Source organism: Sorangium sp. So ce363, assembly GCF_051520435.1.
Classification (GTDB): domain Bacteria; phylum Myxococcota_A; class Polyangia; order Polyangiales; family Polyangiaceae; genus Sorangium; species Sorangium cellulosum_B.
Genome location: NZ_CP150333.1, coordinates 8,320,000 through 8,332,945 on the forward strand (window position 1 = coordinate 8,320,000; position 12,946 = coordinate 8,332,945).

Here is a 12,946-nt window from a genome sequence, read left to right on the forward strand (position 1 = left end):
CACGGACGGGGGCCCGCCTCGGCGCCGCTCACCCTCCTGCGCGGCTCACGCCGCCGCGCGGGTCGCGCCGCCGAGCCCACTCGCACAGGGTCATGCCCGCCGCGATCGCCACGGGGTACGAGTGGTTGATCCCGTACATGGGGATCGCGATCACGTCCTCGCACGCGTCGAGCAGCGCCTGCGGCAGCCCGTCATCCTCGCTGCCGAAGAGGAACACGAGCCCGCGGGGGAACGGCGCCTCCCAGAGGGTGCGCCGCGCGTGATCGCGCTCCACGCCGATGAGCGGGCGGCCGCGCGCCGCTTCGAGGAAGCTCGCCTCGTCGGGGCACTCGACGATGGTCTCGTACTTCTGCATGCCCATCGAAGCGCGCTCGTAGTAGGGCTCGGTCCCGATCAGGAAGATCTCCCGCACCAGGAACGAGTGCGCGACGCGGATGATGGCGCCGATGTTGAACGGGTTCTTCGCGCGGCAGACGGCGATGGAGAAGTCGTTCCGCAAGGGGGCGAGCTCTTCGCGGATCTCCCGGGTGGTGAGCCCGAAGGGCGGGATCTTCACGGCGCGCTGGCTCCCCTACTCGGCGGCGGCGAAGCGATCGAACAGCGGATAGATGGGCCCCTCGTGGACCCTGATCCGCTCGGTCGTGCCCGTGGCGTGCTTGACCAGGAGCACGAGCCCGGCGCGCGGCACGGCGTCGAGCGCGCCCCGGATCGCCGCGACGGACATGCGCCGCAGCGGCTGCCCGGCGATCTCCAGCACCTCGTCGTCCTTGCGGAGCCCGGCGCGCTCTGCAGGTCCGCCCTCCATCGTCCGCGAGATGAATGCCGAGCCGGAATGCAGCTGGTACCAGAGGCCGAGGCCGAGCTTGGCGTGCGCCGGCTGGAACGCGAGCGTGAGCGAGCCGCCCGCGTCGAGCTCGATCTCGATCTCGCCTGCGGCTCGGTGCGTATCGCTCGGACGGCCGATGTCGCGCACCCCGATCGGCTTGTCGGTGAGCGGATCCGATTCCCAGACCTCCACCCGGAGCCGGTCCTCGGGCAAGATCTGGAAGTTTCCGCTGGGTCCTTCGGGCCAGGTCGGCTCCAGCGTGTTCGCTTGCTCCGCCGTCCGAAAGATCTCCGCGCCGTTGACGAAGACGCGGACATAGGGGTCCGGGAGGTCACCGGCGCCGGAATCCCAGGCGCGGCCGTCCCGAGTGCGCTCCGGGATTCTCGCCCGGACGACCCGCAGCCATCGGACGTTCTCGGGCGGCGGAGGATGCAGCTCCTGGTCTGAAGGAGGCTCGTGCAGGCGGGTCGAGAGCTCGGGATAGAGCGCCGAGCAGCCGCCAGCGGCGAGCGGCGTGCCACCTGCAGCGAGCAGCAGGATGAACGCGGGCAAGCAGAGCGAGAGCGCGCGATGCCGTTGGAGGACCAAGATGGCGCCATTTTTGGCCGGAGCCGGCGTCAGCCGCAACTAAACCGTGCTATTTCGGGCGCCCATGCAGGATCAGCCCGTCATTGCTACCAGCGACCTCAGCGCGCACGTCGGCAGCACTGTCGTGCTCCGCGGATGGCTCTACAACAAGCGATCGAGCGGCAAGCTCCACTTCCTCGAGCTGCGCGACGGCTTCGGCACCGTCCAGTGCGTGATGGCGAAGAGCGACGTCGGCGACGAGGTCTTCGCGGCCGCCGACAAGGTCACCCAGGAGAGCGTGATCGATGTCGTCGGCGAGGTGAAGGCGCACCCGAAGCGCGCCGGGGTCTACGAGATCGCCGCGTCCGGCTTCCGCGTGCTCGGCCCCACCGCCGGCGAGTACCCGATCTCCCCGAAGGAGCACGGGACCGACTTCCTCATGGATCACCGCCACCTCTGGCTGCGATCGAAGCGGCAGCACGCGATCTTGCGCGTTCGTCACACCATCATCCAGGCCATCCGCGACTTCTTCGACGGGCGCGGGTTCACGCTCGTCGATGCGCCGGTCTTCACGCCGAACGCGTGCGAGGGGACGAGCACGCTGTTCCAGACCGACTACCACGGCGAGAAGGCGTACCTCACCCAGTCGGGGCAGCTTTACATGGAGGCGGCAGCGGCCGCGTTCGGGAAGGCGTACTGCTTCGGGCCCACGTTCCGCGCGGAAAAGTCGAAGACCCGACGCCACCTGGCCGAGTTCTGGATGGTCGAGCCCGAGGTGGCGTTCATGGACCTCGCGGGCGACATGGACCTCGCGGAAGACTTCCTCTGCTTCATCGTCGAGCGGGTCCTCGAGCGGCGCCGCCCCGAGCTCGCGGTGCTCGAGCGCGACGTCGGGAAGCTCGAGGCCGTCAAGAAACCGTTCCCGCGCATCCGCTACGACGAGGCCGTCGCCATCCTGAACGAGGCGCGCGCGGAGAAACGCAAAATGGCCGGAGAGGCCGAAATTCCGGATTTTCCTTGGGGAGAGGACTTCGGCGGCGAGGACGAGACGATCATCTCCGGCCGGTACGATCGCCCCGTCATGATTCACCGCTATCCGGCTCAGGTGAAAGCGTTCTACATGAAGCGCGATCCGACGGACGACCGGCTCGCGCTCTGCGTCGATGTCCTGGCGCCGGAAGGTTATGGAGAGGTGATCGGGGGCGGGCAGCGCGAGGATGATCTCGCCATCCTCGAGCGGGCAATCGAGGCGCATCGGCTGCCCCCCGAGGCGTTCGGCTGGTACCTGGATCTGCGCCGGTATGGCACCTTCCCGCATGCGGGCTTCGGGCTCGGCGTCGAGCGGAGCGTCGCCTGGATCTGCGGTCTGCCGCACGTGCGCGAGACGATCCCGTTCCCGCGCATGCTGAATCGGCTCTCGCCTTAGTGCCGCGCGTCAGAGCTCCTGCCGGAAATTCTGGGCGCCGGTTGGCATCGCATCGTTCACGGCGCGATGCGCCACGGCGCCGACGCGGCGGGCCGACGCGTGGGAGCGTGGAAGCGTGGGAGCAGACGAGGCTAGCCGCTCCTCGCGCGCACCCACGCGTCGGAATCGCGACGCTGTGCGAGGAGCGTGAGTAAGAGGTAACGCGATCGGCAAGCCCGCGCGACGCGCGACAACGGCGGGCAGTGTGGTCAGGCCGTGCCCGCGCCCCGCCTCGCCGCTGGGGATCCGTTTTTGCTCCGCTTGCAGGGCGACTCTGTCGTATCAAGAAAGCATAGGGCGCAACCCGCGACCCACGCTCACTCGGCCGACCGACGGAGCCACCCCTGCTTGCAGATGAGGGAGCGCTCTACCGGCGAGCCGGACCCTGCCCCCGCCTCCCCGACCCAACTCGCGAGGACAAAGCTATGGCTCGTCTCGTCGGCTTTATCGGTAACCGTCCGGATCTCGGCGCGCGTGCGATCGAGCTCGAAGAACGTGCCCTCACGGTTCGCCGAAGGGAGGGCGTGATCCCTGGCTGGGGGGTCGGCTTCTACCAGGGAGGAGAGATTCTCCTCAAGCGCCGGCCGATCGATGATCGACCGGAGATCAGCCTGGCCGACATGACCAAGGACGTGCGCGCCGACATCCTCGTGGCGCATGTCCGGGCTGCGACCGTCGGCAGCCTGCGCACCGAGAACACGCACCCCTTCCGTTATCGGCAGTGGCTGTTCGCCCACACGGGCACGGTCGAAGGGTTCGCCCGCCTGCGGAACCAGCTGAGCGACTCGCTGCCGCAGTTTCTCCAGCGCGACGTTCGCGGCGAGACGGACAGCGAGCTCCTCTTCCACCTGTTCCTGTCCTTCCTCCACGACAGCGGCCAGCTCGATCGACCCAACGTGGACGCGGCGAGCGCGCGGACGGCCCTCCGGTCCTCCATCGCGCTCGTGGACCGGCTCTGCGCGGAGGAAGGGGCGGGGCCGAGCGCGATGAACATCGTGGTCACGAACCCCGAGTACCTGCTCGCCGCCCACGGCGGCACGTCGATGGCGTACCGCATCTACCAGGGCAGCGACGACATGGAGCGGCTCCTCAGCGACGGCGGGTTGGGCCGAATGCGCATGCCCGACTATGCCGCGAGCCGGTTGACGCTCGTCGCGTCGGACTTCGATGACGACCAGGCCCCCGCAGGGTGGACCCACGTTGGCGAGCGTGCGATCGTGACGTTCACCCGCGCCGATGCTCCCGCGATCGAGCCGATCTGAACGCCCGGAGGGCCCGCAGGAGGCCAGGGCCCATGCACCGCCGGCCGGCGCTCCGGACGCCTCTCGGCCGTCGCGAGCGTGTCCATCGCTGCTCGTCGCCGTGATCGCGGGCTGGTCGCTCCTGGGGTGCGGCCGCGGAGAACCGGCCTCCTTTCCCACCGCCGCCGAGCTCTCTGACGAGCGCCGCCGCCCCGACGGCGTGGCGCTCGATCCGGCGAGCACCCCGCCGCCACCGACGAACCAAGCAGACGTCGAGGACAGCGTCGTGACCCTCCGGACACCTCTCGGCATCGGCGCCGCGCTGGACGTCGTGGACGAGTTCTTCCGGCGGGTGGTCGCCGAGGACAGCGAAGCCTTGAGCGAGTTGCTGACGCGCGATGCCCTCGCGATCCACACCGGCTCGGGCGGATCGGGGCAGCCGCCGAGCGCCGGGCTCTGGTGGGAGCAGCGGTTCCGGCGGCTCGAGTACGGAAAGCTCGCCGGAGAGCCGGTCTATCGGGAGTCGGAGCTCCAGATCTTCCGGGCCGAGGACGTGCTCGCGACGCCGCAACACCCCGCGATCCAGCCCGAGACGCTCGATGACCAGGACGTCGTGATCCGCGTGCCGATCGCGACCGCGCGGGTCGCCACGGATCGCCTGCTCGGCGACGAGATCGTCGTCTGGCTGCGCCGCGACGGCCCGCGATTCAGGATCTATCGGCTGCTCGAGGACTTCCAGCTACAGTAGGCTTTGCGCTTGTGCCATATCTCCGACAAGATCGGGGCTCGATGAGCCGCCTCAAGATCGCGTTCGTGGGCTCCGGGGGAGCGGCGCGAGGCCTTGCGCACCTCGGCGTGCTGAAGGCTTGCGAGGAGCTGGGCATCCATCCAGAGATCTACGTGGGCGCGGGAGCGGGCGCGCTGGTCAGCGCGACGTACGGGCAAGACATCCCGCTCGATGTGCTTCTCGACGCCTACCGCCTCCCCTGGAGACGACGTCACCGCGGGCCTCGCCTCCACGTGTCGAGCTTCTTCGGCGCTCCCGCCCTGCGCGATCTGCTCGACCCGGGATACCTCTGCTCGGGGGTGTTCTCGATCGACAGGCTCGAGCGCTACGTGCGCCGGACGCTGCCGATCAACGACTTCCGGCAGCTGCCGCACGCCGTCTACGTGACGGCGGTGGACGTGGACAGCGCCAAGCGCGTCGTGTTCGGCCCTGGCTACGACGAGGCCACGCCGATCAGCCAGGCGGTGGCCGCCAGCTGCTGCGTGCCCGGCCTGTTCCGGCCCTACCGCATCAACGGCCGCTATCACTTGAGCGGCGAGGTGATCCGGACGCTCTCCGCCGACGTGGCCGTGAATGCCGGCGCGAACATCGTGATCATCTCCAACATCTACCGTCCCGAGGAGCGCGACGAGTCGCAGCGCTCGATCGCGAGGAGCGGCGCGCCCAGCGTCGTCCGGCAGTCGCTCAGCATCCTTCTGGCCGAGAAGGAGCGCCGCGGCGTCGAGCTCCTCTCCAAGCTCTACCCGAACGTCACCTTCCTGGACGTGGCGCCCGCGATCGGCCGGTACAGCTACATGAACCGGTTCGCCGCCAAGCCGCTCGTCCTGCGCGGCTACCGCACTGCGCTCCGCATACTCGCCGCCGCGAAGGAGAAGGGCGTGTTCGATGCCCCCTCCTCGAAGAGCGCTCTAAACTAGAGCGGAGCTACCGGCGGGCGCCCTGGCGTACGTCGACCGCGCCGTCGCGCAGCGACCGAGCGCTACATCCCCGCGACGATGCGGTACCCGTCCTGGTACTCCACCAGCTCCAGCCGGTTGTCGTCGACCTTGCGGCGCCACTCTTCGCCCTTGCCCCCCGGGATGCGATAGCTCGCGCTGAAGGTGTAGTCGACGTAGATGACGTCATCACCCTTCAGGACGCGCCGGTAGCGGATCTCGTAGCGGATGGCACGAGCGTCCTGGAACTTGCCGGTGAGGTACGAGCGCAGGCCAGCGTAATCGAGGTCGTCCGCCGCATCGATGTTGCCGCCGTCCTCGTAGTACTTGGGCGACGCGAGCTTGAGCAGCTCGCCCACGTTCTTGCTCTCCACCGCGTTGCGATACTTCTCGCAGAACGAGATGATCTTGCGGTTGTCGTCGTTGTCCTCCACGTCTGTGTTCGGGATGTAGTGGGTCGCGCACCCGGCGAGGACGGCCGAAGCAACGACGAGGAGCGAAGCGACAGCTTTTGTTTGGCGGCAGAACATACGCGGGCAGGACAACGCTCGGGGGAAGCAGCTGATTCCAGCTGGGAACCTTGCCAGATCGAGGCGCGGATCGGCAAGCGAAGCGATCACGACCACCAAGGATGACGGGGACGGGCGCGCCGCTACGCGTGCTCCTTGAGCCAGCGGAGGAGGGCGAGATGGCCAACCGGCCCCTCGTGGTCGACAGGGAGGTCCGGATCGACCTTGCGCAGGCGCTCTTCGTCGCCGGGATCCGCCTGCAGGAGGAGCGCGACGGCGCCGCTGGCGAGCGCGCGGTGCTGGGCGCCTGTGAGGCCGAGCAGCTCGCGCGCGACCGGCCCCGCGTCGTCGGCCGCGAGGACGACCATGCGGTCGGCGTCGGAGGACGCGACGAGATCGGCCGCGGCGCGGAGCGCCTCCAGCGCGCCGCCGAGCCCGGCGCCGACCGCGAAGCTCGGCCCGGTGAGCTGGTACGCGATGGCGCACTCGCCCGCGATCGCGTTCGGCGACGTCGCAGGGAAGAGGCGAGGCTCGACGAAGCGGGCTCCGCGGGCGCGCCGGCGGGCGTCGTACACCTCGTTGGTGTCGATCGTGGCGAGCGCGTGGCCCGCGACGATGCCGGCCCCCCGCAAGCGATCGGCGCCGACGATGGCGGCGAGGGCTGCCACCGCGGTCAGCCCGAGCCGGCAGAGCGCGTCGAGGCGCGCGAGGCGGTCGCGCGCGATGCCGGTCGCCTCGGCGAGGCGCCCGAGATCGGAGCCCGTCACGTGCGCGTGCGCGCGGAGAACCACGGCGCGCGGGCGCCGCGGGCGGCGCCCGCTGGCGGAGGACGTGAGCAAGAGGGCGGCGTTGGCGCCGCCGAACGCTGCCGAGAGCTTGAGCGCCGAAGAGAGCGGGCGGGGCTCGGCGCGCTCGAGCAGGTGAGCCGGTGCGTCGGGGTCGAGCTCGCCTTCGGAGGCCGCCGGTGGAGCGATGGATGCCTGGAGGGCGGCTGCTGCGGCGAGCGCCTCGAGCACGCCCGCGGCCCCGAGCGTGTGCCCTATCTGAGCCTTGAACGGGTGGACCACCGGCGGAGGCGCATCCGCGCCCGGCAGCGCGTCCGAGCCCTCCACGGCGCCGCGCGGCGAGAGCAGCGCGGCGATCGCGCGCCACTCCATCGCGTCGTTGTAAGGCGTCGCCGTGGCGTGGGCGCTGATCAGACCGACGCGCGAGGCAGGCCACCCGGCGTCGGCGAGCGCCGCGGCGCCGGCGCGCGCGAGCCCCGAGCCGGTTCGATCCGGGGCGGTGATGTGCACCGCGTCCGTGGAGGCGCCGAAGCCGGCGACGCGGACGATCACCGGGGCGCCGCGGAGACGGTCCTCGCGGACGAGGGCGACGACGGCGGCGCCCTCGCCGAGCGCCATGCCGTCACGGCCGACCCGAAACGGGCGCGACCTGGACGCCGTGGTCGCGCGGAGCGCCTCGAAGCCGGCGGCGACGAAGATGCTGAGGGCGTCGTAGCCACCGGCGAGCACGAGATCGCAAGCGTCGCGATCGAGCCAGCGGAGACCGAGGCCGATCGCCAGGGTGCTCGCCGCGCACGCCGCGAGCAGGTGCGTGCGCAGCGGGGTCCGCTCGAGCCCGAACGCTGCGAGCGCGTCGTTGAACGGCGCGAAATACGTCGCGCGCGAGGCCAGCACGGCGAGCGATCCGGCGTCGGCGCCCTCGGCGCGGGCGGCGAAGAACCGCTCCGCGGTGAGCATGCCGCCGCTGGAGGTGCCGAGGGCGATGCCGATGCGCTCGCCACGAAAGCCCGGACGCACGCCCTCCAGCGCCGCGAGCGTCTGTGAGAGCGCCGCCTTCAGCAGGTCCGTGGCGCGATCGGCGCCTGGAGCGACGCCGAGCTCCGCCGGCGCGCGCGCGGCGAAGGGCCGCAGCAGGCCGGCGCGAGCCAGCTCCGCGTCGCGCGCGATCGCGACAGGCGCAGGCTCACCAGCCCGAGGGACGCGGTAGGCGAGAGGGCCGAGGCCGAGCGCCGAGACAGCGCCCGAGGCGATGACGCAGGCGTCGCTCATGAGCCGCCCCCCGGCCGGAGCGCGTCGGGATCGACGAACGCGCGCGGATCCGGCGCGCGATCCCGCTCCTCGGCCTCGCAGATCACCGTGATGAGCAGCCCGGTCGAGGCCTGCGCGTAACGGACGTTGCCGCAGCCCATGCCCTCGGCGATCACGACCTCCTCGTCGAGCCGGCGCCGGCGGGTGCCCTCCGCCGTCGACCACGTGGTGCGGCGCGCGCCGATCACGCCTCGGTCGTTGACCCGCAGATCGATCACGGCGTCGCCGTCGCGCAGGACGAAGGAATCCGTGCTCTCGGCGCGCGAGTACCAGAGCAGCGTCCCCGCTGCCGGGTGGAGCATCCACCAGCGCAGGAAATCTACCGGCAGACCGCGGAGTGCAGTCCGTGGCGTCGAGGCGTCGCCGCGCCTCAGCAGATCGAGCGCGGGAACGGCGAAACGGAAGCGATCGCCGCGCGCCCACAGGTCGAGCGCGGTGGTGCCGCCCGGGCCGAGGAGGATCATCCGCAGCGCGCCCTCGGGCTCGAGAATGTCGCTCCCCGCCGCGCGTGCTCGCCCTTCGATCGTCGGCGGGGCGACCGCGATCGCGCCGCGCGCCTCGAGCAGGTGGCCTGTGCGCGGCTCCCGCAATGCCAGGCGGACGCGGAGCGTGCGCGGGCCAGCCCCCTCGACCTCGCGGCGGAGACCTGCGAGGCGCTCGCGCCCCTCTCGCCACGCGGAGGGGTCGAGCCGCGCGGCGGACGTGCCCGCCGGTGGGCCAGGCAGGAGGCGCGCTAGCTCGGCGTCGAGCGCGCCGCCGCGCCGCGGCGCGCTCGCGGCGCAGGCAGGGAGGCTCGCGAGCAAGAGCAGGAGGCGCCCGGCGCTGACGAGGTGCCGCGCACGACGGCGGGGAGCGGGCAGCGATGTCGTCACGCGTCGCCGGGAGCGACCAGCAGGATGGCGTATCCCCGGTCGGGTGCGCCGCCCACGACGAGCACGCTCGCGAGGTCGCGGCAGGCGAGCGCCGCGACCGCCGCAGCAGCGGCGAACCCGCCGGCGCCCTCGTGATCGCCTGAGCGCGACGCGAGCGTGGAGCGCCGCACCTCGGCCCACGGTGAGCCATGCAGGCAGGCGACGAGGCGCTCCTCCTCCCGTCCGACGAACACGGCGGCTGGCGACGGGACGGTGGCCTGCGCTCGCAGGGCGACCTCTCCCGAAGCGCCGAGGCGCGTCGGCGCTGGCGCTCCCGCGAGCATCCCCACGCCGTCACCCCGCCAGGAGTTCCACCAGGACACCATCGCCACCGGGCGCGCCCCTCGCTCACGCACACGCGCGGCGCTCTCGAAGAGCAGCACGGCAGCGCCCTCGCTGCGGACCCCGCTGCTGACGACCTGCGAGCAGATCGGACCGAGGCACCGCTCGATCATCGGGCTCGTCTCTTCGACGCTGCCCGCGGCGAGCGCCTCCCCCTCCCCGGCCGTGATGAGCTCGATGGCCGTGACCATGGCCGCTTCCGCGGTCGCTCCGAGATCGGCCATCGCGAACACCGGGCCACGGAGGCCCAGGTAGATGGAGGCATGCCCGACCGGCGATGAGGGGACCAGGTTCGGAAAATCGGCGGGGCTCGCGTACTTCGCGCCCTTGTCGTAAATGCGCCGCATGTAGGCGGTCGAGGCGTCGACGCTGCCAAAGGACGCGCCGACGATGGCGCCAGGCAGGGTGCGGCTCGGCGCGACGTCGGCCGCCGGATCGCCCGCGCCGGCCTCGGCCTGGACCGCGCCACCGAGCCCGGCCTCCGAGAGGGCCGTGAGGATCGCGGCCGTCGTCAGCCGGCCAGCTCGGTCGAGCCGCCTCGCCCGCGCGAGATCGAGGTGCGCGGCCGTGTTGAAGGGGATGGCTCCTTCCGCTGGCGGAGGGCCAGGCTCCAGATATGCGGCGCCGCCGCGGGACGCGAGGACGCCGAGCGGGCCGATCGTCGCGGCCGCCGTCACGACGACCGAGCGCCGCCGGGGCGCGCTGCCGGCGTCGAGCGGCGGAGGAAAACGGTCTGGCTGCGCGAGCACGAGCACGCTGTCCGTGCCGCCGAAGCCGAAGGAGTTCGACATCGCCGACCGGATCGGCGCCTCGCGCGCCTCCTTCAGGTGCACGAGCTGGCACTCCGGATCGACCTCTTCGAGGCCGCCGGTCGGGGGCATCACGCCGCGCGCGATGGCGAGGGCGGTGATCGCGGCCTCGACCGCGCCCGCTGCGCCGAGCGTGTGCCCGATCTGCCCCTTCGATGAGGAGACGGCGATGCGGTTCACCTCGGGGCCGAGGCAGGCGCGCAGGGCGGCGCTCTCCATGACGTCGTTCAGCGGCGTCGCGGTGCCGTGCGCGTTGACGTAATCGAGATCCGAGGGCGTGAGCGCCGCGCACCGGAGAGCGTCGCGCATGACGCGCGCGGCGGTGCGCCCCTCGCGTTCGGGGTTGGTGATGTGATGCGCCTCCGCGCCGGTCGCCCATCCGCGGAGCTCGACGATCGGCTCCGCCCCGCGCGCGCGCGCGGCGTCCTCGGACTCGAGGAGCAGGAACGCCGCCGCTTCGCCGAGGTTCAGACCGGCGCGCCGCCGATCGAACGGGCGGCACGGCTCCGGATCGACGGCCGCGAGCGCGCCGAAGCCGGTGTACGTCAGCCGGCACAGGCCGTCGGCGCCCCCCGCGAGCACGCGGGTGGAGAGGCCGGCGCGGAGCCAGGCCGCGCCCAGCAACACGGCGTTCGCGCCGCTCGAGCAGGCGCTGCAGACGCTCCTCACCCGACGGAACGGACCGACGGCGGCGCGGACGTGGTCGGCCGTCGATGAGAGGGGATGCGAGAGCATCCGCTTCAGGGGGGCGATCGCGCTGGGGTCGTGCGACAGCCAGGCGAGCAAGTCCTCCGTCTCGAACATCCCGGCGGTCGTCCCGCCGACCACCAGGTCGACTGGAACGGCCCTCGGGTCGATGCCCGCGTGTCCGAGCGCCTCGCGGGCCGAGAGCACGGCCATCGCGTCGGTTCGAGACCACCCTTCCGCCTCGCCGGGCGGCGCGACCTCCTCGGGGGAGAGGTCGCGGACCTCCGCGGCGATGCGCCCGCGCGTCCCGGGGATCTCGAACAAGGAGAGCGGCGCGAAGGCCCGTTCTCCTGCGATGAGCCGGTCCATCGTCTCGCTCGCCCCGCGCGCGAGGGGCGAGACGACCCCGATGCCCGTCACCCAGATGCGCACGCCCGAACGGCTCTCTGCGGCGCGTTCACGCCGCCGCGGTCGACTTGACGATGTGGGCCACGAGCGCGTCCACCGATGCGAAGATCGGCCTCGCTTCGTCGCCCTCCGGGATGCGGACGCCGAAGCGCTCCTCCACGCTCATGGCGAGCTGGAGCGCGTCCAGCGAATCGAGGCCCAGTCCCGCGCCGAACAGCGGCGCGGCGTCGTCGATGTCGGCCGGCGTCTTCCCCTCGAGGTTCAGCTCCTCGACCATGAGTTCTTTTAACTTCTGCCGCACGTCCTGCGCGTTCATGAGCACGTCCCTGCGGGGTAGCACAATTCCGCGCCTTTCCACCAGGGGGCAGCGCTTTTTCTGACGGTTTGGTAAAGAGCGCCCATGGCCCTCGTCGACTACGCCACCTCTGCAGGCGTCGCGCTGCTTACGCTCAATGATCCGCCCGTCAACGGCTACACCCACGAGATGATGAAGGACCTCGACGCGGCCATCCTCGAGGCCCGCTTCGACAACGATGTCCATGTCATCGTCATCACCGGGCACGGCGAAAAGTTCTTCTGCGCAGGAGCGAACATCAACATGCTCCGCGAGTCGGACCCGACGTTCAAATACTACTTCTGTCTCCACGCGAACGAGACGTTGAGCCGCCTCGAGCACACGCCGAAGCTCTGCATCGCCGCGCTGAATGGCCACACGGTAGGCGGTGGTCTCGAGATCGCGATGGCCTGTGACCTCCGCATCGCCCGCAAAGGCGCCGGCAAGGTCGGCCTCCCCGAGGTCACGCTGGGCGTCCTGCCAGGCACCGGAGGCACCCAGCGCCTGGCCAGGCTCATCGGCAAATCGCGGGCGATCCAGCTGATGTGCGAGGGGCAGACGTTCGATTTCGAGACAGCGCTCGCGGTTGGCCTGATCAATGACGTCTGGGAGACGGCCTCCCATGACGAGTTCATGGACCGGATCCTCGCGTACAGCCACACGTTCACGCTGCCGGACCGCGCGGCGCTGGCGGTCGGGCGCATCAAGCGCGCCGTTCAGACGGGCTTCGAGGTAGGGCTCGAACAGGGGCTCGCCCTCGAGCGAGAGCTCCAGGCCGAGCTGTTCACGTCGGAGGACGCCCGCGAGGGGCTCGCCGCGTACATGGAGAAGCGGAAGCCGGTGTTCCAAGGCAAATGAGCGCAAACTGAGCGCAAACTGAGCGCAAACTGAGCGCACGCCGCACGTCGAGCAATGCGCTGCCTCGCCGTTCTTCTCCGTCGGCAGCCGGACCAGGTTGATGCCGCCTCGAATGTAATAAAAATTACTTTTTGATGGTAACGTCGGAGGGTTGGACGATTTTCAAATCAGAGG

General features: G+C 71.0%; 12 protein-coding genes. 5 read left to right on the plus strand and 7 right to left on the minus strand.

From position 1 onward, the window contains the following. Positions 1–28: 28 nt before the first annotated feature. Together WMF12_RS31185 and WMF12_RS31190 are read right to left on the minus strand one after the other, a co-directional pair. Complete coding sequence (locus WMF12_RS31185; protein WP_437542947.1) at positions 29–556, minus strand: TrmH family RNA methyltransferase; 528 nt, start codon at positions 554–556, stop codon at positions 29–31. A gap of 15 nt (positions 557–571) precedes the next feature. Next, entirely contained in the window at positions 572–1,414 is an 843-nt protein-coding gene (locus WMF12_RS31190; protein WP_437740303.1) for a PDZ domain-containing protein, read from the minus strand. Positions 1,415–1,478: 64 nt separating this feature from the next. On the opposite strand from WMF12_RS31190, the gene asnS reads away from it, so the two are divergent. The 4 genes from asnS (at position 1,479) to WMF12_RS31210 (ending at position 5,803) form a co-directional block, all read left to right on the plus strand. Continuing rightward, the gene (gene asnS, locus WMF12_RS31195; RefSeq protein ID WP_437740304.1) at positions 1,479–2,819 is read left to right on the plus strand and encodes an asparagine--tRNA ligase; all 1,341 of its coding nucleotides are present in this window, start codon (positions 1,479–1,481) and stop codon (positions 2,817–2,819) included. A gap of 563 nt (positions 2,820–3,382) precedes the next feature. Then, positions 3,383–4,120: a class II glutamine amidotransferase gene (locus WMF12_RS31200; protein ID WP_231864318.1), complete on the plus strand. Its 738-nt coding sequence runs from the start codon at positions 3,383–3,385 to the stop codon at positions 4,118–4,120. Between the two features lie 100 nt (positions 4,121–4,220). Further along, the gene (locus WMF12_RS31205) at positions 4,221–4,847 is read left to right on the plus strand and encodes a hypothetical protein (RefSeq protein ID WP_231864319.1); all 627 of its coding nucleotides are present in this window, start codon (positions 4,221–4,223) and stop codon (positions 4,845–4,847) included. Between the two features lie 41 nt (positions 4,848–4,888). Next, on the plus strand, positions 4,889–5,803 hold the full coding sequence (locus WMF12_RS31210; protein ID WP_437740306.1) for a patatin-like phospholipase family protein: 915 nt from the start codon (positions 4,889–4,891) through the stop codon (positions 5,801–5,803). A gap of 62 nt (positions 5,804–5,865) precedes the next feature. Here WMF12_RS31210 and WMF12_RS31215 read toward each other — a convergent pair whose 3' ends face one another. The 5 genes from WMF12_RS31215 to WMF12_RS31235 form a co-directional block, all read right to left on the minus strand. Next, the gene (locus tag WMF12_RS31215) at positions 5,866–6,255 is read right to left on the minus strand and encodes a hypothetical protein (RefSeq protein WP_437740307.1); all 390 of its coding nucleotides are present in this window, start codon (positions 6,253–6,255) and stop codon (positions 5,866–5,868) included. A 218-nt stretch (positions 6,256–6,473) separates the two neighbouring features. Further along, the gene (locus WMF12_RS31220) at positions 6,474–8,384 is read right to left on the minus strand and encodes a beta-ketoacyl synthase N-terminal-like domain-containing protein (RefSeq protein ID WP_437851236.1); all 1,911 of its coding nucleotides are present in this window, start codon (positions 8,382–8,384) and stop codon (positions 6,474–6,476) included. Beyond that, positions 8,381–9,295 carry a hypothetical protein gene (locus WMF12_RS31225; protein ID WP_437851239.1) on the minus strand — a complete coding sequence of 305 codons (915 nt, stop codon included), beginning with the start codon at positions 9,293–9,295 and terminating at the stop codon, positions 8,381–8,383. The genes WMF12_RS31220 and WMF12_RS31225 overlap by 4 nt, the downstream gene beginning before the upstream one ends. Then, the gene (locus WMF12_RS31230) at positions 9,292–11,604 is read right to left on the minus strand and encodes a beta-ketoacyl synthase N-terminal-like domain-containing protein (protein ID WP_437851241.1); all 2,313 of its coding nucleotides are present in this window, start codon (positions 11,602–11,604) and stop codon (positions 9,292–9,294) included. The genes WMF12_RS31225 and WMF12_RS31230 overlap by 4 nt, the downstream gene beginning before the upstream one ends. Before the next feature lie 25 nt (positions 11,605–11,629). Next, complete coding sequence (locus WMF12_RS31235) at positions 11,630–11,896, minus strand: phosphopantetheine-binding protein (RefSeq protein WP_044969499.1); 267 nt, start codon at positions 11,894–11,896, stop codon at positions 11,630–11,632. An 84-nt stretch (positions 11,897–11,980) separates the two neighbouring features. Here WMF12_RS31235 and WMF12_RS31240 point away from each other — a divergent pair, with 84 nt between their 5' ends. Continuing rightward, positions 11,981–12,772, plus strand: coding sequence for an enoyl-CoA hydratase/isomerase family protein (locus WMF12_RS31240; RefSeq protein ID WP_437709110.1), 792 nt, complete (start codon positions 11,981–11,983; stop codon positions 12,770–12,772). Positions 12,773–12,946: the final 174 nt, after the last annotated feature.

Bases quoted from the DNA above. Each gene is read 5' to 3' on its own strand.
- WMF12_RS31235 (WP_044969499.1), bottom strand. From the start codon at position 11,896: ATGAACGCGCAGGACGTGCGGCAGAAGTTAAAAGAACTCATGGTCGAG.
- asnS (WP_437740304.1), top strand. From the start codon at position 1,479: ATGCAGGATCAGCCCGTCATTGCTACCAGCGACCTCAGCGCGCACGTC.
- WMF12_RS31240 (WP_437709110.1), top strand. From the start codon at position 11,981: ATGGCCCTCGTCGACTACGCCACCTCTGCAGGCGTCGCGCTGCTTACG.
- WMF12_RS31220 (WP_437851236.1), bottom strand. From the start codon at position 8,384: ATGAGCGACGCCTGCGTCATCGCCTCGGGCGCTGTCTCGGCGCTCGGC.
- WMF12_RS31210 (WP_437740306.1), top strand. From the start codon at position 4,889: ATGAGCCGCCTCAAGATCGCGTTCGTGGGCTCCGGGGGAGCGGCGCGA.